Here is a 24940-nt window from a genome sequence, read left to right as displayed (position 1 = left end):
CATGGTGTGATCGTGGACTGTATCTATGAGCGATTGATGACAGTCCGATGAAGCCTACGCTCAGTTCACGACTGGCCTTGGCGTCCACTCGGGAGCAATAAGCCCACCGGAAATCAGCAGCTTGGCCGCGTCTTCCGGCGTCATGTCAAGGATAATGAGTTTTTCCTTCGGTACGAACATCAGGAAGCCGGCGGTTGGTACAGGCGTGGGCGGCAGGAATACAGCAATCATTTCCTGTCCCATTTCATTGAAACGGTGTGCCAGTTCGCCTTGAGCTTCCGTCGCGATAAAGACAAGCGCCCAGGTTCCGGGTGAAGGAAACTCAACAAGACCGACCTTCTTGAAAGAGGTCGATTGATCCTTGAGCACGGTTTCGAAAATCTGCTTCAGGCTCTTGTAGAGCGTGCGCACCAAAGGCGTACGATTGAGGATCGACTCGCCAAAATTGACGATTGACCGACCGATGAGATTCTTGACCAGAAAGCCGATCAGCGTGATCAGGATCATCGCGATGAGCAGGCCAAGACCCGGTATCGTGATGTCGAAATAATATTGAGGATTGTAACGCTGTGGGATGTAGGGCGTTACCCAACTGTCAGCCCAATCGATGAAGGCAAAGGTCAGCCAGATCGTGATGGCCAATGGCGCACAAATGATCAGACCGGTCAGGAAGTTATTCCGAAGCCGTCCGGCGAGCGTTATGCGTTCCGGGCTTTCCATCCACTACTTCCAAGAATCATGCTGCACTGCCGTCAAAGGCGGGTGAAGCCGGACAATGCCGGACCTCTTCCCGCGTCGCAAGTGCGTATCGATTAATATTTGGCAAGGCTGAAACCTTGCTTCCGTTATTCGACTGTGACCGATTTTGCCAGGTTGCGGGGCTGGTCTACATCAGTGCCCATGAAGACGGCTGTGTGATAGGCGAGCAGTTGGATGGGCAATGCGAAGATCATCGGGGCGATGACTTCATCCACGTTCGGCAGCACGATAGTCGCCATGGTGGCGAGCTTCGAGGCGGCAGCGCCCTTTTCATCGGTGATGAATATGATCTTTCCGCCACGTGCCGCGACCTCCTGCATGTTGGAGACCGTCTTCTCGAAGAAGCGGTCATGCGGAGCGATAACAATCACCGGCATGTGCTCGTCGATCAGAGCGATAGGCCCGTGCTTCAGTTCTCCGGCTGCATATCCTTCGGCATGGATATAGGAGATTTCCTTGAGCTTCAGCGCGCCTTCCATCGCGAGCGGATAGCTTGTGCCGCGGCCTAGATAGAGAACGTCCTTGAAGCGGGAGAGATCGCGAGAAAGCTGTTCGATCTGTGGCTGGATAAGATTCAGTACCTTGCTCATGATGCGCGGCATCTCGATGAGATGGCGAACAAGCTCCTTTTCCTGCATCTCGGTCAAGGTGCCCCTAGCGCGGCCCGCCTGAATCGAGAGAGCGGCCAAAACGGCGAGCTGGCAGGTAAAGGCCTTTGTCGATGCCACGCCGATTTCCGGCCCGGCGAGAATCGGAAAGATTGCGTCTGCTTCTCGCGCAATCGTCGATTCCTTGACGTTGACGACGGCTGCGATCGGCAGGCCCTCTTCCTTGCAGTAGCGCAGAGAGGCAAGCGTATCGGCGGTTTCCCCCGATTGGGAGATGAAGAGCGCGGCCTGATCTTTCGACAGCGGAATATCGCGATACCGGAATTCCGATGCCACATCGATTTCGACCGGCAAGCGCGCGTAACGTTCGAACCAGTACTTGCCTACCAGGCCGGACAGATAGGCAGTACCACAGGCGGAGATAGCAAGGCTTCGGAGCTTTGCGAAGTCGATTGCATCGGCCTGCTGCTTGATGGCGCCTGTCGCGAAATCAACGTAATGGCTGAGCGCGTGAGAAATGATCTCCGGCTGCTCGTAAATTTCCTTTTCCATGAAGTGGCGGTGGTTACCCTTGTCCACCATCAAGGCAGCCGCTTGCGAGATCTGGATCGGGCGCTCTACCGGCTTGCCCGCAAAATCGGTGATCGTCACGCCATTGGCGGTCAGAACAGCACAATCGCCATCGACCAGATAGGTAATCTGGTTTGTGAATGGTGCGAGCGCGATGGCATCGGAGCCCAAGAACATTTCTCCACGACCATGGCCAACAGCAAGCGGAGGGCCAAAGCGCGCCGAGAGGATCTTACCCGGATCATCCTGGAACATGACGACCAGTGCAAAGGCACCGGTAACGCGGTTCAGCATGGCGAGCATGGCCTCGCGATGGCTCATACCCTCACGTGTGAACTTTGCCAGAAGATGCGCGACGACCTCGGTATCCGTTTGGCTGGTGAACACAGCACCTTCCGCCGTCAGTTCATCGCGAAGCTCGGAGAAATTCTCGATGATGCCGTTGTGGACGACCGCCACGCCTTCAACGAAATGCGGATGAGCATTGGTTTCGTTTGGAACTCCATGGGTCGCCCAGCGCGTGTGGGCAATGCCGATTGTGCCGGGCAACGGTTCGCCGGCCAGTTTCTTTTCGAGATTGAAAAGCTTGCCTTCTGCACGGCGGCGATCCATCGCGCCATCGTGGATCGTGGCAACACCTGCGGAATCATAGCCGCGATATTCCAGCCGCCGCAGTGCATCAACCAAACGCTCTGCAACGGGCTCCTTGCCAACGATGCCAACAATTCCGCACATGAAAACCTCTTTTGGTGTTTGCGAACGCGCAAATCTCTATCGCACTGCACGCAAGGCGCAATGAGAGCGCCGGTCAAATTCAATTTCTTACAGTAACCGATAGAGTGTTACTGACCTGCCTTCTTCGCGGCTTTCAGTGCAAGCGCGCGCTCTCGCACCTGCTTTGCGCGCTCAGGCTTCACTTCCTGCCGAGCGCGTCCGAAGGCCAGTGCCTCTTCCGGGACGTTTTCCGTGATGACGCTGCCAGACGCGACATAGGCGCCATTGCCAATCGAGACGGGTGCGACGAGCGCCGAATTCGAGCCAATGAACGCGTTTTCACCGATCCGCGTTTCGTGCTTGTTTATGCCATCGTAATTGCAGGTAATTGTTCCTGCGCCGATGTTCGAGCCAGCGCCGATGGATGCGTCGCCGATATAGGTCAGATGGTTGACCTTCGCACCCTTGCCGATTGTCGCCTTCTTCACTTCGCAGAAATTGCCGACCTTTGAATTCGGCCCAAGATCCGCACCGGGACGCAAACGTGCGAAAGGACCGACCGTCGCACCTGACGCTACGTGAGCTCCCTCCAGATGCGAAAAAGCGTGAATGACAGCGCCGCCTTCCACGGTAACGCCAGGACCGAATACGACATTCGGCTCTACCAGAACATCCTGTTGCAGCACCGTGTCGAAGGCGAGGAATACGGTTTCCGGCGCAATCATCGAGACGCCCGACAGCATGATTTCGTGACGGCGGCGGTTCTGCCAGCTGGCTTCCAGCAACGCCAACTCCGCCCTCGTGTTGCAGCCGGCCAATTCTGCTTCCGGCGCATCCACTGCCACGACCTTCGCACCATCGGCTCGGGCGATCTCGACAAGATCCGTGAGATAATACTCGCCCTTGGCATTCTTGTTGTCGATCTTTTCCAGCCAACCAAGCGCTCTGGCCCCGTTGATGACCATCAGGCCGCTATTGCAGCGGGTGACCTTGCGCTCTTCTTCTGTCGCGTCCTTATGTTCCCGGATCGCGACCAGTTGACCATCCTCGACAAGAAGCCGACCATATCCTGTCGGATCAGCGGCCTCGAAGCCGATCACGACGAGATCGGCGCCTGAGTTCAAAAGAGACCGTGCGTTTTGAAAGGTTTCCGATCGAACCAGTGGAACATCACCATAAGTCACGAGTACTTCGTCGAAACCTTTGGCGATGGCATCTCGCGCCATCAGGACAGCATGACCCGTGCCCTTGCGCTCTGTCTGTAGAACAGTGGAGACCGCCATTCCCTCGACTGCACCCGCCTTCGCCACCGCATCCGCATCACGGCCCAGCACCAGCACGGCATCCTTGATCTCTGCATCCCTTACCGCACGCATGACATGCGAGATCATCGGCAATCCGGCGATCGGATGCAGCACCTTGGACATTGACGACTTCATGCGCGTGCTATCGCCAGCGGCGAGAATGACAGCAAGACAGGTGCGGGCCATACGACTCTCCATGTAAATTCGAGCCGCTTTTAGCAGCGTTTGGCTTAATAGGCCAAGGACGTCGGTGTTTCGCTGCTTCAAGTTCTGTTTGGAAATATGTCGAAACGAAAAAGCCGCCTGCCGTGAAGGCAAGCGGCCTGTGAATTCAAGGCGTGGGCAAAGCTTACTTTGGAAGCTTGTCGTCAACGCCTTCAATATAGAAGTTCATGCCCAGCAGCGTGCCGTCGTCAGCCTTTTCGCCAGCCTTCAGCCAAGCGGAGCCATCCTGCTTGTTGATCGGGCCGGTGAAAGGATGCAGTTCGCCAGACTTGATCTTGGCTTCCGTCTCTTCCGCCATCGCCTTCACATCGTCAGGCATGTTGGTATACGGCGCCATGGTCAGGATGCCGTCCTTCAGGCCATCCCAGATCTGCTCGGACTTCCAGGTGCCATCCAAAAGCGCCTTGGTACGCTTGATGTAGTAGGCGCCCCAGGTGTCGACGATTGCCGTCAGCTGGGTCTTCGGACCGGCAGCGATCATGTCAGACGCCTGACCGAATGCCAGAATTCCGCGTTCGGCAGCAACCTGCATCGGAGCGGTCGTATCTGTGTGCTGCGTCAGAATATCAACGCCCTGATCGATCAGAGCCTTCGCAGCATCGGCTTCCTTGCCCGGATCGAACCAGGTGTTAGCCCAGACGACCTTGAGCTTGAAGTTCGGGTTGACCGACTTCGCACCGAGTTCGAAGGCGTTGATGCCCATCACAACTTCCGGGATCGGGAAGGAGGCGATGTAGCCTGCGAGGCCCTTTTTGGACATCTTGGCAGCGATCTGGCCCTGAATGTAGCGGCCTTCGTAGAAGCGCGAATTATAGGTTGCGAGGTTCGGTCCGGCCTTGAAGCCGGTCGCATGCTCGAACTTCACCTTCGGGAACTTCTCGGCAACTTTCACGGTCGCGTCCATGAAGCCGAACGATGTCGTGAAGATCATCGCACAGCCGGAACGGGCCATACGCTCGATCGCACGCTCTGCATCCGGGCCTTCCGGTACGCTTTCAAGATAAGGCGTTTCGATCTTGTCAGCAAAGGCCTTCTGAAGTTCCTGGCGACCGATATCGTGCGCCTGGGTCCAGCCACCATCTGTCTTGGTGCCGACATAGACGAAGCAGACCTTGGTCTTTTCCTGAGCCTGGGCGCCGCTGGACAGACCGCCGAGTGCGGCTACCGTTGCGGCAAGTGCGATAATGAGCTTCTTCATATTCAACCCCTGTTTGGCGTGAAGCTTCGTTGTTCGGTTACCGTTTCACCGATCGGGAACGAAAGGTTTCCCAAGCGATGCTGGCGTATTGATGAGCGTCGTGCGGCGATTATGCGAAATGATGATCAGCACGACAATAGTGACTGCGTAAGGCAGCATGGACAAAAACTGCGACGGCACGCCAATGCCGAACGCCTGCGCATGCAACTGAAGGATGCCGACGGCGCCGAAAATATAGCCGCCCGCAAACACGCGCCACGGCCGCCATGAGGCGAAGACCACCAGCGCCAGAGCAATCCAGCCGCGACCGGCGGACATATTCTCCACCCATTGCGGCGTATAGACGAGAGAAAGCTGCGCACCGGCAAGACCGGCACAGGCGCCACCGAACATGACCGCCAGATAGCGCGTGCGAATGACGTTGATGCCAAGCGCATGAGCGGAACCATGGTTATCGCCAATTGCACGCATCTTGAGACCAGTACGGCTTTTGAACAGAAACCAGTTCACGCCGATAATCAGCGCAATGCTGAGGTAGAAGGTGATGTCCTGCTTGAACAGCAGCGGCCCGACGAAGGGAATATCCGACAGAACGGGGAACACGATTGGCTGCAGTTTCACGCCCGGTATCCCGACAAAGGATTCGCCGATTTGACCCGACAGGCCGAGACCGAGGATAGTCAGGGCAAGGCCTGTGGCAACCTGATTGGTCACCAGCGTGAGAGTCAGGAAACCGAAGAGCAGCGAAAACAGAGCGCCGCCAATTATCCCGCACAACACGCCGAGTAGCGGTGAGCCTGTGAGGTAGGATCCGGCAAAGGCGCACACCGCGCCCATGATCATCATTCCCTCGACGCCGAGATTGAGCACTCCGGCGCGTTCTGTCACGAGTTCACCGACTGCGGCAATGACCAATGGTGTTGCAGCGGTGATGATGGTGAGCAGGATAGCCTCAAGCATGGATCACGACCTCCCCTCAACGGCAGCCCGATCCGAGCTCAAAACGATGCGGATGCGATAAAGGATCAGCGTATCGCAGGACAGGACGAAGAACAGCAGCAGCCCCTGGAAGACGCGTGTTACCTTGTCGGACACCCCGATGGACAGCTGCGCCGCCTCGCCGCCGAGATAAGTGAGCGCGAGAATAAAGCCGGACACGATAATACCCAGCGGGTTCAAGCGCCCCAGGAATGCAACGATAATGGCCGTGAAACCATATCCGGGGGAAATGCTTGGCTGGAGGTGATTGATCGAGCCGGAGACTTCCGAAATTCCGGCAAGTCCGGCGAAGGCACCGGAGAGCATCATCGAGAACCACACCATTCGACGTGACGAGAAGCCCGCAAAGCGCCCTGCCCGTTCCGAGCGTCCCAGCACGGTGACTTCGAAGCCCTTCAGCATATAACGCATCATGAACCAGATGCCGACCGCAGCGATGATCGCGAAGACGATGGCCCAGTGAGCGCGACCGCTTTCGAGCAGTTCCGGCAACACAGCTTCCTTGGCGAAGCTGATAGTCTGCGGAAAGTTGAAGCCTTTCGGATCACGCCACGGACCGCGCACCAGCCAATCCAGAAACAACTGGGCGATATAGACCAGCATGAGGCTGACCAGGATTTCATTCGTGTTGAAACGGGTCCTGAGAAGAGCGGGAATTGCGGCAAACAATGCGCCGCCGATCGCCCCCATGATCAGCATCAGAGGCAAAACCAGCGGCGAATGCCACTGCGGCACCAGAACCGGCAGAATGGAACCCACAATCGCGCCGATGGTAAACTGGCCTTCGGCGCCGATATTCCAGTTATTGGACCTGTAGCAGACCGACAAACCGACTGCGATCAGAATGAGAGGCGCGGCCTTGATGGCCAGCTCATGCAGCGACCAGACCTCCAGCAAAGGCTCAATGAAGAATGCGTACAGCGCGTGGCCCGGGTTCTTGCCAAGCATCCAGAACATCAGCGCGCCAAAGAGAAGCGTGAGAACCAGCGCCAGCAGCGGAGAGACGATCTGGAACAGGCTGGAGGCACTGGCGCGCTTTTCAAGCTCAATGCGCATGGGCAGTCTCCCCGCCATGTGTCGAATCATGGATACCGCCCATGAGCAGGCCGATCTTTTCCAGAGTCAGTTCCCCTGCGGGGAAAGGCTGCGAAAGCCGACCCTCGGAGATGACTGCGATATTGGTCGCCACTTCAAAGATCTCGTCCAGATCCTGACTGATGACCACTACCGCGGAACCAGAACGCGCGAGATCGATCAAGGCTTGGCGAATACGGCTAGCCGCACCGGCATCCACGCCCCAGGTCGGCTGGTTGACGATGAGAATGGACGGTTGGCGATCCAGTTCACGGCCGATGATGAATTTCTGGAGATTGCCGCCAGACAAGGATGCTGCCGCCGGGTCGTCGCCGCTCTTGCGTACATCCATCATATCGCAAATGCGCTTTGCAGCGGAACGAATTGTGTCATGCCGGATGACCGAGGCAAAGCCGCCAGCAAGAAATGCCGTCCGGTCGGACTGGCTTCGCGACAGTAGAAGATTGTCGGACAGGGACATATCCGAAACGGCTGCATGGCCATGGCGTTCTTCAGGAACGAAGCCTGCCCCAAGCATACGGCGGCCATTGATGCCAAGGCGCCCCACCGGCTTGTCACGCATGCGGATCGTCTCAGCGTCGGCAACCGGATATTCACCCGAAAGCGCATCAAACAACTCGCCTTGGCCGTTACCGGCAACACCGGCAATCGCCAGCACCTCACCTGCGCGAACACGAAGCGAAACATCCTTCAGCGTCACGGCAAACGGCGTTCGTGCAGGCACATTCAGACGGCGAACATCGACGAGCGTAGCTCCGAGAACGTTTGCGTCGGCGCGATGAACGGCGGCAACTTCCGATCCCACCATCATGCGGGCAAGCGATGCCGGCGTTTCCCGGCGCGGATCGCAAGCGCCTGTAACCTTGCCATGGCGCAGAACGGTTGCGCGATCGCAGATGCGTTGAACTTCTTCAAGCCGATGGCTGATGTAGAGCACAGACCGACCTTCAGCCTTCAACTTGAAGAGTGTCTCGAAAAGCTTGTCCGCCTCCTGCGGCGTCAGGACCGAGGTTGGCTCATCCAGAATGATGAGCTTGGGGTTTTGCAAAAGCGCGCGAACGATCTCGATACGCTGGCGCTCGCCGACCGAAAGATCGGCGACATGCGAGCTTGGATCCAACGGTAGGCCGTAGGCGCGAGACAGGGCCGCGGCCTCTTCCGCAATTGTTGCAAGCGGAATCTTTGGATCGAGCGACAGCGCGATATTCTCGGCAACGGTCAGTGCTTCAAACAGCGAAAAATGCTGGAACACCATGCCGATACCAAGCGAACGCGCATGGCCGGGTGATGTGACTGTTTGTGGCTTACCGGTCCAGACGATCTCGCCTGCGCTTGGCTGAAGAACGCCGAACAGCATTTTGACGAGCGTGGATTTTCCCGCACCGTTTTCACCCAGCAACGCATGAATTTCGCCATGCGCTATCGTCAGATCAATGCCGTTATTTGCGGCGAAGCTGCCGAAATATTTCGTCAAGCCTCGAACCTGAAGAAGCGGCACCGCTTCCTTGTCGATCGTTTTAGTCACTCGTATCCCCTCACACGTTCAGCCATGCCGCCTTCTTCTGAGGCGATTATCAAAGCGACGTGCCGCAATTTTTCCAGCGATGCTGGACGGCCTTCAATTGATACAAGTTTTGTTGCTGCGCACAACAGAAAAGACGTGATTAAGCGAATACTTAACTGCTTTTCCCGAGGCTGGGGAAAAGCTGCAGGATGCCGCCAATGCAGAAGAGATAGATCCCGGTCAGAACCACGCTCCAAACAAGCCACGCGGGCGAGTCGAATTGCAGAAGCAGGGAATAGCCGCTCAGCGCGCACCAGAGCAGGAAGATGCCGAGGTTTAGCGGTCTCAGCCTTTTGACGCGCACCGGGTGCAGGAAATTGATCGGGAGGAAGGTCAGGATGACGGCAGCAACGACCACAACAAGAGCCGCCGTTTCCGATGGCTTGATGACGAAGAGCGTTAGGATGACCATGTTCCAGACAACGGGGAAGCCGGAGAAGAAATATTCATCCGTCTTCATGCCCATGTCGGCATAATAAATCGCGCTCGATACGACAATCATTCCGGCGGCGACGAAAGACCAGGTTTCGCCGATCATACCGCTTTGATAGAGCGCGAATGCGGGCAAAAGCACGTAGGTTACATAGTCGATGATATTGTCCAACGTATCGCCAGACCAGTTCGGCAGAACTTCCTTCACACGGACCTTGCGCGCAATCGGGCCGTCGATACCATCGATCAGAAGGGCGAGACCAAGCCACCACCACATATCGACAAACCGATGCTCTGCCGCAGCGACCACGCCGAGGAACGCCAGAAATGAGCCGGAAGCCGTCAACACATGCACGGAAAAGGCACGAATCTCGGCATAGGGCACTTTGCGGTAGTTGAAAATTCGCCTGATCACGCCCCACTCCGACCAACATAGTTCGCGACTTGACGATATGCGGCCAATCGGCGCGCTTTGCAACCTTATCCCGGTCAGCCCATGGATAAGTTTGCGGAGTTTGCTTAAATAGCATGCAGGTCAAAACGAAAAGAAGACGTGAGATGCAGGACTTCGAGATCGCAATTGTAGGTGAAGGTCTGGCTGGTTCCATAGCGGCTTTGGCGCTCGCTCGCGCCGGGCGCAAAGTTGCACTAATCGCGCCACTCGTTGAACGACAGGATCATCGAACGACTGCGCTGATGGATCAATCCATTCGCTTTATCGACGGTCTAGGCATTTGGGAAACACTGCAGGACGGTGCTGCGGCTCTCAGCACGATGCAGATTCTGGACGGCACCAAAAGACTTCTGCGCGCGCCACCGGCTCAGTTCCGGGCAGCCGATGTGGGGCTCTACGCCTTTGGTTACAATATCCCCAATCAGGACCTGATGAAGGTACTGAGGGCCTCGATTCTGTCCGAGCCCAATCTGCAGCGTATTGATGCGAGCCTCGACACGCTAAGCATTGAAGATGACTCGGTCACGCTTTTACTGAACGACGGCACCTATCTATCGGTCGAGTTCGTCGTGGCGGCAGACGGCCGGGGATCGCGTGTACGCGAACTTGCAGGGATCTCTACCCGTCGGTGGGCCTATCCCCAGACGGCAGTTGTACTCAACTTCTCCCACGAACAGCCGCATAACAATGTCTCGACGGAGTTTCATACGGAGACCGGGCCCTTCACGCAGGTTCCTTTGCCAAGCAAGCGTTCCAGCCTCGTTTGGGTCGTCAAGCCGCAAGAGGCAGAGAGACTTGTTGCGCTGCCGCTTGCCGAGCTTTCGCTGGCTGTCGAGACGCGGATGCAATCCATGCTGGGACAGGTTTCCGTTGAAGGCGCGCCAGAAGCCTGGCCACTCTCCAGCCTGATGGCGGAGCGCTTCGGTAAAGGTCGTATCGCACTTATTGGTGAAGCCGGACATGCATTTCCCCCGATCGGCGCGCAGGGCCTTAACCTCTCACTACGCGATGTCATTGAATTGGTGAAACTACTCAGTTCTCCGACGAAGGCTGCGATTACCGCCGATGCGGGGGATCGTTTCAACCGCCAACGCCGCGCCGATGTCATGACCCGTACTCTTGGTGTCGATCTCCTGAACCGTTCCCTGCTGTCGGATTTCCTGCCCATGCAGGTGGCACGCGCCACAGGTCTGCATCTTTTGACGGCTTCCGGTCCCCTGCGCAATATTCTGATGCGCGAAGGGATCGAGCCTGGGCGGAGCTTCAAGGATCTTGCAGAGAGTTTAAGGCGTCCATTCAACCGTCAAAAAGCCGGATGAGATTAGGTAGAGAACGACCGGCAAAGTCAGGACCGACAATAGCGTAGTGATTAAGACTGTTGCTGACGCCCTTTCCTGCCAGACATTGTAATGCTGACTGATGACGAAGACGTTTGTGGCTGTCGGCAGAGCAGCGAGCAGGACGGCGGCATAGATCCAATTTCGATCGAACCCGCCGACCCATGATAGCGACAGATACATTACAGTCGGCAGAACCAGCAGCTTTACCAGGGTGATATAGCCGATTTCGACCGGAATGCGCTTCAGCGGGCGTAAAGCCAGCGTCACTCCCATGGCGAACAGTGCGCATGGTGCGGCAGCTTGCGCAAGATAATCAATAAGCTGCTGAAGCGGTGCAGCAATGGAGATTTGAAACGCGGCGAAAACAAACCCGCAAGAGGTCGACACAATGAATGGATGCATTGAAACGCGTTTCGTCACATCGAGCGCGACCGCGAGCGGTGGACGTGCATCACCCTTCGCAATCGCCATCAAGGCGGGCGCCACCACAAAATGAACTGCATTTTCAAAGCAGACAATGAGCGCTACTGGAACGGCGGCGGCATCGCCCAAGACGAGTAAAGCCAAGCCAGGCCCCATATAGCCGATGTTTCCATACGCGGCGCCGAAGGCCTGAATCACCCCTTCCGCCAATGTCACTCGCCTCCAAACACTGGCGATCAACAGCATCAGGAAAAAGACACCGTAAACCGTCGTCAATTGAGTGAAAATAAAATCGACCCGCGTCAAGTCCGCCATCGGCGTTCGCGAGACCAGCTTGAAGAACAATGCGGGAAGCGCGGCATAAACGATGAAAATGTTCATCCAGCCCAAAGCATCGGCGTTCAGCGTACTCAGGCGTGCCGCCACAAAGCCGATTGCAATCAAGCCGAAGAAAGGAATCAACAATGCGAGCGTGGCAGCCAATCGACTCATTCCCGGCAGAACATGAGTATGCGTGACCGGTCTATCCGATCTTCATAAGGATTGGAAAGCTTTGCTGGAACCAAATTGCGATATCGCTAATGAAGCCAAACATAAAAGCCACGCCAGTCACAACCAGCAGAACGCCCATGACTTTTTCGACCATTCCCAGATGACGGCGGAAGCGGGCCAGAAAACGCATGAACGCTCCGGAAAATGCGGCCGCGATCCAGAACGGCACTGCAAGACCAAGGGAATAGACGGCAAGCAGAAGTGCCCCATCCGATACAGTTTCACGCGATGCTGCGACACCGAGGATCGCGCCCAACACGGGACCTATGCAGGGCGTCCAGCCAAACGCGAATGCCAGACCCATGATATAAGCACCCGAAAGTGTGGCGGGCTTCCCGCCTGACTGGAAACGTGCCTCGCGCGCAAGCAGGCCTATCCGGAACACGCCTAAAAAGTTCAGCCCCATCACGATGATAATCAGGCCACCAATCTTCGACAGAAGATCCAGGTGCTGGCGCAGCACCATGCCAATGGAGGATGCGCCAGCTCCGAGGGCCACGAAGACGCTACCGAAACCGAGAGTAAAGAAGAGTGCGGTGATGAGGACAGAACGGCGCGCTTCAACCGCCTGGGTCTGAGCGCCATTGCGGAACTGCTCAACGGAAATCCCGGCCATATAGCAAATATAGGGCGGAACGAGCGGAAGCACGCAGGGCGACAGAAACGACAGTGCGCCGGCGATCAAGGCGCTGAACAATGAGATCTCGGCAATCGACACTGGCTTCTCCTGAATCGTCCCTGCCCGGCGTAGCCCCACTTCATAAGGCTGGCCGTGGCCATACGCCCGAGATGCAATAAATTCCAGTCACCTTCTGGTTCACAGCCGGACCTACGCCCCTACGATAGAACTTCGCCACCGCAAATGCTCATAGAATCCGCGTTTCTGAACCAATCGATCGTCCAAGGGTTGTCAAAGCAGCGGCATTGTGATGCTGTGACACATCGCCGCGTTGAGGAGCGCGGTGTTTTTTCGATCATTCTTGGAGGAGAGTAGTATGATCATTTCTGGCTTGGTTCTGGCTGCGGCGCTGGGTGCTGGCAGCATTGCCTATTTTCGCTGGCGCGACGGGATTTAATAATTTTTCCAACTCGGCTTGATTTACATCAAACAGCAATACGATTTTGGCGGCCCTTGGGCCGTCAAAAGCAAGCCTCGTAAATCTTAAAGGTCATCAGCCAAAATACGAGCATCGCACAGATCCAATCAACCCACCATTTAGCCTACCTTCAAACGAGATAGAATTTCTAAAGCGCGGCTCTATCGAATCCAATAAGGTGCGGCGCGCTTTAAAGTCTAATAAGAAAGCCCGCCTGCGATAGATAAGCGGGCTTTTGGTCGTTTTACGATGAGAGACCAATTCCGAACGTCGGATGAACTCCTCGACATTCTTATACAGACATATACAAGCAGAATATCTGTTGAATTATTGGAATATTGGCGACCCCTGCAGGACTCGAACCTGCGACCTACTGCTTAGAAGGCAGTTGCTCTATCCAGTTGAGCTAAGGGGCCACGGCCCTGTACAGATCAGTGTGTCCAGGGCTGAATTCTATTGAAACGGAAATTATCAGAATAGGACACGACCTGCCGCGTCGCTTCTTTCGGCGGCAAGACGCGATACTCGATACCGTTGCGCTCTGCGTAGGAGACAGCCTGCTCCATTGATTCGAATGTCAATCGAACCTGTTGTCGCATGTCCGAAGAGGAGGTGTAGCCAAGGATCGGGTCGATGCTGCGTGGCTCTTCCTGATCGAATTCAAGAACCCAAAGATGAGTCTTCGCCTTGCCAGATTGCATTGCCGTTTTTGCAGGACGAAAGATCTTGGCGGTCATATCTTCGAAGCTCCCTTTCACGTATTGATTCTGAGCAATACGTGGAAATTCTAAATCCAGCTGCAGGTTCCGTCCACCATAAGATGGCTTGATCCCGCATCTACTGGAGGAAGCTTAACCGTCGCTTTAAGACGGTGGTCGGAGTGGAGAGATTCGAACTCCCGACCCTCTGGTCCCAAACCAGATGCGCTACCAGACTGCGCTACACTCCGTTCCGCCGATGTGTGCGAGATACACGCTTCACCCCGTGTCCGCAACAGCAAATTTCACTTTCTCTCTCAAATTCACAAGGGCATTTTCAAATTGACATCCACAGCAGAAGCACGGCGCCAAAACAGCTGTGAACCGGCGCTGAACGCGTCAATGCAAATCGCCCAGGTTATCTGGCGTTTCCAATTTGCGGACTAAGAACTCTGTTGCCAACCGCGATGTTGCGCGCCTTCACCGCTCCACCATTCAACTCCAGCACATATTTGACAGGACCGCCCGACGACAAGGGAGTCTCATCATGTGGCTTGGCTCCCTCATGGATATTCTGGATGATGCCTTTGTCGTCAATGAACAGCATATCCAGCGGAATCAGCGTATTCTTCATCCACATTGCCACCGCTCTCGAGGTACCGAAGTCGAACAACATGCCTGCATCGGCGGCCATCTTTTCGCGGAACATCAAGCCTTGCTGTCGCTGCGGCCCATCAACTGCAATCTCTACCGTAAAGACCTGAGGACCCGTTGCTGTCTGAATTGTCAGTTGCTCGGTTGGAAACTTCAATTGCGCCGAGGAAGGTATCACCGAAAACAGAAAGAGCGCCAAAAAGGCGCTCGTAAACTTAACGACATATCCAAACATCAATGTGCCCGCGATACAATGGAGGGGCCATCGGGATGAACTTCAGCAGCCATAAGACCTTTATCTCCATCCCCATATCTGACGAGAACAACCTGGCCCGGACGCAACTCCGTGAGGCCGAAACGTCGCAACGTCTCCATATGAATGAAAATGTCTTCTGTGCCCTCACCACGCGTCAGGAAGCCAAAGCCCTTGGTACGATTGAACCACTTGACCAGTGCACGCTCAAGACCGCTGGTCGGCGTAACCTGAACGTGAGTGCGAATAGGTGGAAGTTGTGACGGATGGACTGCTGTCGACTGATCCATGGAAAGGATCCGAAACGCCTGGTAACCCCGATCACGCTTCTGGATCAACGCCACAATACGCGTTCCTTCGAGGATCGTCTGGAAACCATCCCGACGCAGGCATGTCACATGCAACAGCACGTCCTGCATTCCATTGTCCGGCACAATGAAACCAAAACCTTTGGCAACATCGAACCATTTTACGACGCCGGTGATTTCAATCAGCTCAACCGGATCTACTGCCAGATCCTCGAAACTGGCAATGCCTTTCGATGACATTCTATCCGCCATTCTGTCAGCCCCTGGTTTACGCGTCTACGGAGTCACGGTTAACTGATTCTTAGAAGATAAGTTAACATTGAGCAGTTCGTCTAGCGCAAGTCCTCACTTCTTCATTTTCCCGGCCTTTTATCGCGAAATCGCCTTGTCTGAAGCTGTCCAGCGCCCATATCGTGACAGGAAATCTCCATCCATGCACTTAAAGACTGAAAGGCTAAGCGATCCATGCGCTATCTGCACACCATGGTCCGCATCAAGGACCTCGATGCGTCACTTGATTTCTACACTCGAATCTTTGGTCTCACGGAAGTCAGACGGATCGAAAATGAAAAAGGCCGCTTTACTCTGATCTTCCTGGCTGCGCCGGAAGACGTTGAGTCTGGCACTTCCGTGAAGGCCCCTCTGCTTGAACTTACCTACAACTGGGATACGGAAGATTATCAGGGTGGGCGGAATTTCGGCCATCTCGCTTACGAAGTAGATGATATCTACGAATTCTGCCAGCAGCTAATGGACAAAGGGATTACCATCAACAGGCCGCCGCGCGACGGCAATATGGCATTCGTGAAGTCCCCAGACGGAATCTCCATTGAGTTGCTTCAGAAGGGTCCCGCGCTCGCGCCTGCCGAACCCTGGGCTTCGATGCAGAACACCGGCAGCTGGTAAACGTCGAAGGGCATTCCTCAGCCACGATTGGCAGGCGCAGGACACCGCTGCGCCCGCCAAGCCTCACGCAGGATTGCGGGTGCAAGATCGATCCGATCAACAGACAGGGTCGATAGTCGCACATGTCAAAGTCAGGCACATCATTCGCACTCGGCGTTCGACGCGGATTGGTCATCGGTGGGGCCTTGCTGGCGTCCTCGATGTTGAATAGCTGCACGAGCCTATTGGCAAAGGCGCCATCCGAACAGATAGTTGCAGCTGCGGAACCAGAAACGCGCACAATATCCCACACACCGGCCTCTTCGCCGGCATCACCAACGAAAAGTGCCGCCTATACCGATCCACTCGTTTCCAAGCAGCCGCCACCGGTGAAACAGGCAAGCGCAAAACCCAGTTCGACGCGGGCGGTTTCGCCGCAAATCGTAGCGCCGCAACAGGCTGAATCGACCCAACACCCTCCGGTGCAAGCACCACAAAACAGTCTGGCCAATGTTATTCAGCAGCCAACTGCGGTGCAAGCTGGGCAAAACAGCATCTTCGCGATTGCAAACGCGAAAGTTGCCGAAGCTCAGGGCGTACCGGCTTATGCACCTGTCAAAAATATCAATCCCATGGCTGGCAGCGTGTTCAGTGCACGCAACAGCGGGATCGCTCAGCCAGCGCCGGCCTCCGGATCCCCAGATAAGAACGGCCTTTGGTAGAACCGCATACCTCCAGGTTAATCCCTGATATCATTGCGTTTTACCCTATTCGGTTGCCGCCGTATTTTTTGTCAGTTTTATGAAAAAGGTACTTGCGCATCCTGCAAGGCACCCATATAACGGCGCCACAGCACGCGCCCTTCGTCTATCGGTTAGGACGCCAGATTTTCATTCTGGAAAGAGGGGTTCGATTCCCCTAGGGCGTGCCATCACCTCCCAGACTATCGACAGACAACACAGCTGCCCCAAAGCGCTCGAGCGTAGCCATTCGTGTCGAAGTATTGATTTGGATCGAGCTTCAGCTCATCCCGTGCCGGGTTAGTACCAATTCAGTTTGCTGAATCTGATGTCCGATTTCGTCCTGTGAAAAACTCTCCGTAGACCGGATTTTTCCTCTTGCGAAGTTCGAAATCGTGGCTATAACGGCCCCCACAGCACGCGCCCTTCGTCTATCGGTTAGGACGCCAGATTTTCATTCTGGAAAGAGGGGTTCGATTCCCCTAGGGCGTGCCACTACTCTACCAAAAAAGCCTCAAATTCAGATAGTTACGCCTGTGACGCTCATCATGATCGATGTCGTTTCTACATGCTATTTCTATCCGTATTTTTGTGGATTTTATTGCTCTTCACAATCATTTTCCACTTGCGCATCAAGCGCCTCGTCCATATAAGGGCGCCACAGCACGCGCCCTTCGTCTATCGGTTAGGACGCCAGATTTTCATTCTGGAAAGAGGGGTTCGATTCCCCTAGGGCGTGCCATCCTCTCCATATCTTTCATGAAAAAATGTTTACTGATCAGATTGCTTTCGCAGCATCGGTGATCCGCAGTTGAACGCGCCGGCTACCCTGCCATTGATCGGCACTCAGACTACCCGCCACATGCAACTGGCTGCCACGGGAGCCAAGCAACAGCTGCCCGAGTGGTGTATCCGCAGCCCGGAATGCGATGCCTTCGAGTCGCGAACCGTCCATGGCCTGAAGAGACACCTTCACATGCGATGTTCCAATTTGGCGGGAATCAACGACGCGATGCGCGGGAATGGCAAAAATCGGCTGGCTGTGCCCGGATCCGAAGGGCCCAGCCTGCTCCAGTTGATCAATCAGCGCAAGTGTGGCTCCTGAAGCAGCGAGTGCTCCATCGATCTTCAGCACATGATTTGCCACTAATGACGGTACGACATTCTCTGCGATGGCTTCAAAATAAGCGCGCAGTTTGCCGAGATTTTTCTGCTGGACTGTCAGCCCCGCCGCCATGGCGTGGCCACCGCCCTTGACCAGCAGACCTTCCTCTACAGCGCCGCGGACCATTTTGCCCAAGTCGAATCCCGGAATGGACCGTCCAGATCCAGAGCCGCGCCCGGATGCGTCGAAGGCGATGGCAAATGCCGGACGCTTGAACTTCTCCTTCAAACGCGCTGCGAGAAGACCGACGATTCCCGGATGCCAGTTTTGGCGGGCGGTGACGATGACAGCGGCGTTTTCGCCCGTCCCGTATTCCGCGACCACCTCGGCTTCGGCCTCCAGCAACATTTCGGCTTCCATGGCTTGCCGTTCACGATTGAGCTCATCAAGCCGTGCTGCGATATCCTCAGCCTCGGAACTGTCATCCAATGTCAGCAGCCTGCTTCCCAATGCGGCGTTACCGATTCGGCCGCCTGCATTGATTCGGGGACCGATCAAAAATCCGAGATGATAGGGCGTAACTGGCCCTCCTAGCCCGGCCTTGCGAAACAGCGCCGCCAGGCCCGCATTGCCCATGTGGCGAGCGGTAAGCAAACCTTTGACCACGTAGGCACGATTCAATCCCTTGAGTGGCACCACATCGCAGACCGTCGCAAGCGCTACGAGATCCAGAAATCCGAGTAGGTCCAGCGTCTTTGCTTTATCATGGCCTCTTTCACGCAAGATTCGCGCGGTTGCGACAAGCACGATAAAGACGACACCGGCCGCACAAAGATGCCCCTGCCCCGACAAATCATCGTTTCGATTTGGATTGACCAGTGCCAGACAATGAGGCAGTTGCGGGCCCATCTGATGGTGGTCGATCACCACCACGTCGCACCCTTCTTCGGCGGCGGCGTCCAGAGCGTCGTGGCTCGTCGAGCCACAATCGACTGTAACGATAAGGTTCGCCCCATCGGCAATCAATTGCCGTATGGCGGCGGGATTGGGTCCGTATCCTTCGAATATACGATCAGGAATGTAGATATGGTCCTGTATTCCGAAATGATGAAGGAAGCGCGACAACAGGGCGGAGGACGCTGCGCCGTCGACATCGTAATCGCCAAAGATTGCGACCCGCTCGCGGCGCTCGACGGCATCGGCAATACGGTTTGCCGCCTTTTCGCAATCAATCAAACTGTAGGGCTCGGGCATCAGGCGGCGAATCGTTGGGTCGAGGAATGCCGGAGCATCGTCCGGCTGAACACCTCGGCCGGCCAGCACGCGCGCAATCAGCTCGGGAATGCCATGGAGTTGCGCGATAGCCAGCGCGCGGTTCTGTCCGGCCTGATCAAGACGCGAGACCCAACGATTGCCAACAGCGGATTGTTCAACGCCTAGAAATGCGCGGGAAACTGGATCTGCAGGTTCTAACATCGGCCCGAAACTTTGTTGAAGTCAGACCGCTTCTACAGCATTTAAAAGATGTTTGTGCAGGTGATTCTCTTTGAAATTTTCCCTGCCCACGTCAATCGAGGGCCATCAGAACCGCACCAGCCCCAAGGCAGATTGGCCAGGTTGCCAGTGCAAGCGCCACGCCCCAATGGTGATCGACCTTTTCGTCAGAGCCGCCGGTCACGGTAGGCTTGCCCATCAGACTATCAAATGCACTGACGCGGACCGATGAGAGATCGGACATATCGCTGTCATGCTGTCTCCGAAACGAGATTATCTTGGACATCACAAGCGCCTCCCTCACTGGTGAACCTGCGAGGAAGTGTAAGCCTATTTCCGTTTGATGGCTACCTGATTAGCAGCAGAGCCGAATCAGAACGCCTTCGGCCGCTCAATCCGGATCACCTGCGGCTCACCCGAAAGATAATTCCCACCCTTTATGCCTGCCACTGCCTTGCGAACCGAATCTTCCGTTGTGGCATGCGTGACAAGGATGATTGTCTTCGCATCGGAGGCCGAACCTCCGTTGGCCCGCTGTACGATCGACTCAAGTGAGATGCCGTTTTGCGCCATCTGAGTTGCCACGTTAGCAAAAACACCCGCGCGATCCAGAACGGTCAGGCGAATGAAGTAACCACCCTCGTGGCTCTGCATCTGCGCTTGCTGGTAGACTTCCAGAGACGCGGCAGGCTTTCCAAGAACCGGAACACGTTGCGCACCGGGGCGGCTCTTCGCGATATCTGCGATATCGCCAAGCACGGCGGACGCAGTGGCGTTGCCGCCGGCCCCAGGACCGACCATGAGCAATTCGCCAAGGATATCGGACTCGATCGCTACGGCGTTCGTTACACCATCGACCTGAGCAATGACCGAGTCATGCGGCACCATGGTCGGATGGACGCGTTGCTCGATGCCACTCTCGGTGCGCTGAGCCACGCCGAGCAGTTTGATCCGATAGCCAAGATCGGCTGCGGCGTGAATGTCTTCGATGGAGATGTTAGAGATCCCCTCGAGATAGATCTGATCGGCGGCAATGCGGGTTCCAAAGGCGAGCGTCGTCAGGATCGCCAGCTTGTGAGCCGTATCGTTGCCCTCGATATCAAACGTCGGATCAGCTTCCGCATATCCGAGTCGCTGAGCCTCTTTCAAGCACGCCTCGAATGACAGGCCTTCCTTTTCCATCCGGGTCAGGATGTAATTGCAGGTGCCGTTCATGATGCCGTAGATGCGGGAAATCGTGTTACCGGTCAGAGACTCGCGCAAGGCCTTGATGACAGGGATACCGCCGGCAACAGCAGCTTCGAAGTTTAGCAGAACGCCCTTTTCTTCAGCGATCGCAGCCAGTTCTACGCCGCAACGAGCAAGCAGCGCCTTGTTCGCAGTAACGACATGCAGGCCTCTGGCAAGAGCCGCACGAACGGATCGATCTGCAGTTCCTTCAGCACCACCTATCAATTCAACGAAGACGTCGATATCCGCCTTCTCGGCCAACTCTTCAGGGCTGGAAAACCACTCGGCACGAGACAGATCTGCCCCTCGGTCGCGCGAACGATCACGCGCAGTGACCGCAGTGATTTCAATGGCACGCCCACACGTTACTGCCAGCTCATTTGCGCGCGTTGTCAAAATGCGCGCAAGCGAAGCGCCAACGGTGCCCAGACCCGCAATACCGATTTTGAGGGCGTCTGCCATATTCAAATTTCCTATTGATGTGGTTCGGGCGGCAGAACGCCGCCCAGTTTTGTGATTGAAATCAACGATGCGCGTTTAGCGAAATTACGTTGTGTAGTGTCTCATCCGCGGTTCCAAAGAATCGCTTGATGTTGCGGGCAGCCTGACGGATGCGATGTTCGTTTTCGACAAGAGCAATACGAACGTATTCGTCACCATGCTCACCGAAGCCGATACCCGGAGCAACCGCGACATCGGCCTTCTCGATCAACAGTTTAGAGAACTCAAGCGAGCCGAGATGACGGAACTTTTCCGGCACCGGCACCCAGGCGAACATGGATGCCGCCGGTGGCGGTACATCCCAGCCTGCACGTCCGAAGCTTTCAACCATCACATCGCGTCGACGCTTGTAGGTTTGGCGAACCTCGTCAATGTGCTGGTCGAGATCCGGATCGTTCAACGCGGCAGTCGCCGCAACCTGGATCGGCGTGAATGCACCGTAATCGAGATAGGATTTAACGCGCGTCAGAGCGGAAATCAGACGATCATTGCCGACCGCAAAGCCCATGCGCCAGCCAGCCATGGAGAAGGTCTTGGACATGGACGTAAATTCCACGGCGACATCCATCGCACCTGGAACCTGCAGGACTGAAGGCGTTGGCTTACCGTCGAAATAGATTTCGGAATAGGCAAGATCGGACAGGACGAACACGCCATGCTTCTTCGCAAAGGCGACGACGTCCTTGTAGAAATCGAGTTCGACGACGGTCGCGGTCGGGTTCGACGGATAGCAGAGAATCATCGCGATCGGCTTCGGAATCGAATGAGCAACCGCACGTTCCAGCGCGCGGAAGAACTCCTCATTCGGTTCAACCGGGATAGAGCGGATAACGCCGCCGACCATCAGGAAGCCAAAGGCGTGGATCGGATAGGATGGATTTGGGCACAACACCACATCCCCAGGCGCCGTGATGGCCTGAGCCATGTTGGCAAAGCCTTCCTTGGAGCCGAGGGTTGCCACAACCTGCGTATCGGGGTTTAGCTTCACGCCAAACCGACGGGCATAATAGGCAGCCTGTGCGCGACGCAGGCCCGGAATGCCTTTAGAAGACGAGTAACCGTGCGTATCGGGTCTCTGAACGGTTTCAATCAGCTTATCGACGATGAACTGGTTCGTCGGCAGATCAGGATTGCCCATACCGAGGTCAACGATATCCGCGCCCGCCGCTCGTGCGCTCGCCTTCAAACGGTTTACCTGTTCGAAAACGTAGGGCGGCAGTCTGCGGACTTTATGGAACTCTTCCATAGCGAACCTCGTCAAGGCGTTAAAAACAGCGCCGCGAAGCAAGGCAGTTTGCATCCCGGCAGCAAGATGCTTTGATGCGAAAAACGCCCAAAGGCAAGCTTTAATTGGTGGCAGGCGCCGTCCCGCTGGAGGTCTGCTCTTCCGAAAGCTTGCGCAAAGCGTTGACCCGACGATTATATTCAGCTTCGGAAATTGCGCCCCGCGCTTTAGCCTTTGCCAGCGAACTCAGTTGCGTTTCGGCGGATGTATATTGCTGATCCTCGATCTGAGTATTGGCTGCGGTCAATGGTTTCCCAAATGTCGGATAGGTGCCGGTCGACTTCAGTGTCAGTGCTTCAGGGCGCGGTGCGTTCTGTGGACCAACAACGACAGCTGGCGGTGGTGTATTGGGAATGCCATCGTCCAGCGCAAAACTGTTGCAACCGGCAAGGCCCATGGGAATCGCCACGACGCAAACCAGCATCGATAGATGACGAACCAAACCCGCCTGTACAACCATTTCTGCAACCCTGTCTTTCACCTTTGGCTAAGCCCATCCGGGCCGCAATCGCTGGAACTTGTATTCGTTTTCGGGCACAATGTAAAAACCAAAAAAGCAGGCTGGAACCCTGAAGGGTTCACAAGGGGAGCGAGGACACGATGGGGAGCGACGGCCATTACAGCCGTGCGGGGGGAGAATCCGCCGCGTTTGATGCGAAGGCGATGGAGGCCTATCTCGTCAAAGACCCGCAGGCCATGGCGCTAAATCTCGCGCGCGCCGTCGAAAATTTCGGCAAGGCGGCGACAGAATGGATCGGTCCGCGTGAACGCGGCGAGGTGATCGATCCGATCGACCCGGTGGCCGAAATGGTCAAGACCCTGTCGAAAGTCATAGAATACTGGATGTCCGAGCCTAAGCGCACGCTCGATGCGCAGTCTCTCCTGCTGTCGTCCTATATGGGCATCTGGATGAACACCCTGCAGCGCATTGCGACAGGTCAGGAAGCGGCGGACCCGGACGATCTACCGAAAGACAAGCGGTTTTCCGACGAAGACTGGCGCAAGAATCCGTTCTTCTCGCTCATGCGACAGATCTATCAGGTCACCGCGACCTGGGCTGAAAAGCTTGTGGAGAACGCAGATGGCCTGGATGAACACACCCAGAAGAAGGCGCTTTTCTACGTCAAACAACTGACCGCCGCGATTTCTCCCGCCAACTTTGCCCTGACCAATCCGGAGGTATTCCGACAGACCGTTGCCAGCAACGGTGCCAACCTCGTTCAGGGCATGCGGATTCTCGCGGAAGATGTGGCGGCAGGTCGTGGGGAACTGCGCCTGCGACAGACGGATCAGTCCAAGTTCCGGCTAGGTGAGAATGTCGCCATTACCCCCGGCAAGGTCGTGGCGCGCAGCGAAATCTGCGAGATCATCCAATATCAGGCCTCGACTGAGACCGTCTTGAAGAGGCCACTGCTGATCGTACCGCCGTGGATCAACAAGTTCTACATCCTTGACCTTGGCCCAGAGAAAAGCTTCATCAAATGGTGCGTGGAACAGGGCCATACGGTTTTTGTCGTATCATGGGTGAACCCGGAAGAGCGTCATGCGCGACTTGCCTGGGAAGATTACATCCGCGACGGCATCGATTTCGGGCTCAAGACGATTGAGGATGCGACCGGCGAGAAGGAAGTGAATGCGATCGGCTATTGTGTCGGTGGCACCCTGCTTGCCGCAGCGCTAGCTCAGCATGCCAAGGCTCGGAACAGGCGTATTCGGTCGGTCACGTTCTTCACGACACAGGTTGATTTCACCCATGCAGGAGAGTTGAAGGTCTTCGTGGACAACGAGCAGATCGAAGCGCTCGAACAGCAGATGAATACGACGGGTTATCTTGCAGGGTCGAAGATGGCGGCTGCCTTTAACATGCTGCGTGCTTCGGAATTGATCTGGCCCTACGTCGTTTCGAATTATCTTAAGGGCCAAGAACCGACAGCCTTCGACCTGCTCTACTGGAACTCTGACTCAACGCGGATGACGGCTGCCAACCACGCCTTCTATCTGCGGAACTGCTATCTGGAGAACCGCTTGAGCAAGGGTGAGATGGTTCTCGGTGGAAAACAAATCGCGCTCGGAGACATCAAAATCCCGGTTTACAGCCTAGCTGCGAAGGAAGATCACATTGCACCGGCCCGCTCCGTTTTTCTGGGATGCCAGTTCTTCGGCGGCGATGTAACGTTCGTGCTGAGTGGGTCAGGCCATATTGCGGGTGTCGTCAACCCGCCGGCCAAGCACAAGTACCAGTACTGGACGAATGGACCGGTGGAAGGCTCGCTGGACCACTGGCTCAAGACGGCGACAGAGACGGCTGGATCCTGGTGGCCGCACTGGCAGCAATGGATCGAGAAGCAGAGCGACAAGCGCGTACCCGCCCGGATTCCTGGCGGAAGCAAACTTCAACCTTTGTGCGATGCACCCGGCACCTATGTCAGGGTACGGAGCTAGGCACATTCATT

22 protein-coding genes and 5 tRNA genes are annotated in these 24940 nt (G+C 55.9%); 7 read left to right on the top strand and 20 right to left on the bottom strand.

Features of this window, described 5'->3' with window-relative positions; genetic code table 11:
* Positions 1 to 60: 60 nt before the first annotated feature.
* From E8M78_RS08350 to pcsA, 8 genes are all read right to left on the bottom strand, one after another.
* Positions 61 to 720, bottom strand: coding sequence for a DUF502 domain-containing protein (locus tag E8M78_RS08350; RefSeq protein ID WP_137134629.1), 660 nt, complete (start codon positions 718 to 720; stop codon positions 61 to 63).
* A gap of 125 nt (positions 721 to 845) precedes the next feature.
* Complete coding sequence (glmS, locus tag E8M78_RS08345; protein ID WP_137134628.1) at positions 846 to 2672, bottom strand: glutamine--fructose-6-phosphate transaminase (isomerizing); 1827 nt, start codon at positions 2670 to 2672, stop codon at positions 846 to 848.
* 107 nt (positions 2673 to 2779) lie between these two features.
* A complete protein-coding gene (gene glmU / locus E8M78_RS08340; RefSeq protein ID WP_137134627.1) occupies positions 2780 to 4141 on the bottom strand; it encodes a bifunctional UDP-N-acetylglucosamine diphosphorylase/glucosamine-1-phosphate N-acetyltransferase GlmU in 1362 nt (453 codons plus the stop codon).
* Between the two features lie 163 nt (positions 4142 to 4304).
* Positions 4305 to 5378, bottom strand: a complete 1074-nt coding sequence (locus E8M78_RS08335) for a BMP family ABC transporter substrate-binding protein (protein WP_137134626.1) — start codon at positions 5376 to 5378, stop codon at positions 4305 to 4307.
* Between the two features lie 45 nt (positions 5379 to 5423).
* Positions 5424 to 6338, bottom strand: a complete 915-nt coding sequence (locus E8M78_RS08330; protein WP_137134625.1) for an ABC transporter permease — start codon at positions 6336 to 6338, stop codon at positions 5424 to 5426.
* Between the two features lie 3 nt (positions 6339 to 6341).
* Positions 6342 to 7433 (bottom strand): ABC transporter permease, encoded by a 1092-nt coding sequence (locus tag E8M78_RS08325; RefSeq protein WP_137134624.1) that lies wholly within the window; start codon positions 7431 to 7433, stop codon positions 6342 to 6344.
* Positions 7423 to 8985: an ABC transporter ATP-binding protein gene (locus tag E8M78_RS08320; RefSeq protein WP_170973372.1), complete on the bottom strand. Its 1563-nt coding sequence runs from the start codon at positions 8983 to 8985 to the stop codon at positions 7423 to 7425. Before E8M78_RS08320 ends, E8M78_RS08325 begins: the two co-directional genes overlap by 11 nt.
* 163 nt (positions 8986 to 9148) lie before the next feature.
* Positions 9149 to 9883 (bottom strand): phosphatidylcholine synthase, encoded by a 735-nt coding sequence (gene pcsA, locus E8M78_RS08315; protein WP_170973368.1) that lies wholly within the window; start codon positions 9881 to 9883, stop codon positions 9149 to 9151.
* Between the two features lie 143 nt (positions 9884 to 10026).
* Here pcsA and E8M78_RS08310 point away from each other — a divergent pair, with 143 nt between their 5' ends.
* Positions 10027 to 11241 carry a UbiH/UbiF family hydroxylase gene (locus E8M78_RS08310; RefSeq protein ID WP_137134623.1) on the top strand — a complete coding sequence of 405 codons (1215 nt, stop codon included), beginning with the start codon at positions 10027 to 10029 and terminating at the stop codon, positions 11239 to 11241.
* On the opposite strand, the gene E8M78_RS08305 is transcribed toward E8M78_RS08310, so the two are convergent.
* The 7 genes from E8M78_RS08305 to E8M78_RS08275 all read right to left on the bottom strand — a co-directional run bounded on the left by E8M78_RS08305 (position 11206) and on the right by E8M78_RS08275 (position 15499).
* Positions 11206 to 12177, bottom strand: coding sequence for an AEC family transporter (locus tag E8M78_RS08305; RefSeq protein WP_170973367.1), 972 nt, complete (start codon positions 12175 to 12177; stop codon positions 11206 to 11208). The genes E8M78_RS08310 and E8M78_RS08305 overlap by 36 nt on opposite strands.
* A 31-nt stretch (positions 12178 to 12208) precedes the next feature.
* On the bottom strand, positions 12209 to 12955 hold the full coding sequence (locus E8M78_RS08300) for a cytochrome c biogenesis CcdA family protein (RefSeq protein WP_137134621.1): 747 nt from the start codon (positions 12953 to 12955) through the stop codon (positions 12209 to 12211).
* 718 nt (positions 12956 to 13673) lie between these two features.
* Positions 13674 to 13750: transfer RNA gene (locus tag E8M78_RS08295), tRNA-Arg, on the bottom strand.
* Between the two features lie 15 nt (positions 13751 to 13765).
* On the bottom strand, positions 13766 to 14071 hold the full coding sequence (locus tag E8M78_RS08290) for an ETC complex I subunit (RefSeq protein WP_137134620.1): 306 nt from the start codon (positions 14069 to 14071) through the stop codon (positions 13766 to 13768).
* A gap of 135 nt (positions 14072 to 14206) precedes the next feature.
* Positions 14207 to 14283, bottom strand: a tRNA-Pro gene (locus E8M78_RS08285).
* A 167-nt stretch (positions 14284 to 14450) separates the two neighbouring features.
* A complete protein-coding gene (locus E8M78_RS08280; protein WP_137134619.1) occupies positions 14451 to 14921 on the bottom strand; it encodes a DUF192 domain-containing protein in 471 nt (156 codons plus the stop codon).
* Positions 14921 to 15499, bottom strand: coding sequence for a cold-shock protein (locus E8M78_RS08275; RefSeq protein WP_137134618.1), 579 nt, complete (start codon positions 15497 to 15499; stop codon positions 14921 to 14923). The genes E8M78_RS08280 and E8M78_RS08275 overlap by 1 nt, the downstream gene beginning before the upstream one ends.
* A gap of 213 nt (positions 15500 to 15712) precedes the next feature.
* On the opposite strand from E8M78_RS08275, the gene gloA reads away from it, so the two are divergent.
* The 5 genes from gloA to E8M78_RS08250 all read left to right on the top strand — a co-directional run bounded on the left by gloA (position 15713) and on the right by E8M78_RS08250 (position 17614).
* Positions 15713 to 16153, top strand: coding sequence for a lactoylglutathione lyase (gene gloA, locus E8M78_RS08270; protein ID WP_137134617.1), 441 nt, complete (start codon positions 15713 to 15715; stop codon positions 16151 to 16153).
* A gap of 200 nt (positions 16154 to 16353) precedes the next feature.
* Entirely contained in the window at positions 16354 to 16854 is a 501-nt protein-coding gene (locus E8M78_RS08265; RefSeq protein ID WP_137134616.1) for a hypothetical protein, read from the top strand.
* A 134-nt stretch (positions 16855 to 16988) separates the two neighbouring features.
* Positions 16989 to 17063 (top strand) — tRNA-Glu (locus E8M78_RS08260).
* Positions 17064 to 17292: 229 nt separating this feature from the next.
* Positions 17293 to 17367, top strand: a tRNA-Glu gene (locus E8M78_RS08255).
* A gap of 172 nt (positions 17368 to 17539) precedes the next feature.
* Positions 17540 to 17614, top strand: a tRNA-Glu gene (locus E8M78_RS08250).
* Between the two features lie 36 nt (positions 17615 to 17650).
* On the opposite strand, the gene recJ is transcribed toward E8M78_RS08250, so the two are convergent.
* The 5 genes from recJ to E8M78_RS08225 all read right to left on the bottom strand — a co-directional run bounded on the left by recJ (position 17651) and on the right by E8M78_RS08225 (position 22947).
* The gene (recJ, locus tag E8M78_RS08245; RefSeq protein ID WP_137134615.1) at positions 17651 to 19453 is read right to left on the bottom strand and encodes a single-stranded-DNA-specific exonuclease RecJ; all 1803 of its coding nucleotides are present in this window, start codon (positions 19451 to 19453) and stop codon (positions 17651 to 17653) included.
* Between the two features lie 91 nt (positions 19454 to 19544).
* Entirely contained in the window at positions 19545 to 19757 is a 213-nt protein-coding gene (locus tag E8M78_RS08240; RefSeq protein ID WP_137134614.1) for a hypothetical protein, read from the bottom strand.
* 86 nt (positions 19758 to 19843) lie between these two features.
* Complete coding sequence (locus tag E8M78_RS08235) at positions 19844 to 21163, bottom strand: homoserine dehydrogenase (RefSeq protein WP_137134613.1); 1320 nt, start codon at positions 21161 to 21163, stop codon at positions 19844 to 19846.
* 61 nt (positions 21164 to 21224) lie between these two features.
* Positions 21225 to 22448, bottom strand: a complete 1224-nt coding sequence (locus E8M78_RS08230) for an LL-diaminopimelate aminotransferase (RefSeq protein WP_137134612.1) — start codon at positions 22446 to 22448, stop codon at positions 21225 to 21227.
* 100 nt (positions 22449 to 22548) lie between these two features.
* Positions 22549 to 22947, bottom strand: coding sequence for an SHOCT domain-containing protein (locus E8M78_RS08225; RefSeq protein ID WP_137134611.1), 399 nt, complete (start codon positions 22945 to 22947; stop codon positions 22549 to 22551).
* Positions 22948 to 23087: 140 nt separating this feature from the next.
* On the opposite strand from E8M78_RS08225, the gene phaC reads away from it, so the two are divergent.
* Positions 23088 to 24929 (top strand): class I poly(R)-hydroxyalkanoic acid synthase, encoded by a 1842-nt coding sequence (gene phaC, locus E8M78_RS08220; protein ID WP_137134610.1) that lies wholly within the window; start codon positions 23088 to 23090, stop codon positions 24927 to 24929.
* Positions 24930 to 24940 lie beyond the last annotated feature (11 nt).

Origin of the sequence: Rhizobium sp. FKY42 (assembly GCF_005222835.1) — a bacterium.
GTDB lineage: Bacteria > Pseudomonadota > Alphaproteobacteria > Rhizobiales > Rhizobiaceae > Neorhizobium.
This window is presented reverse-complemented; position numbering and strand designations above follow the sequence as displayed.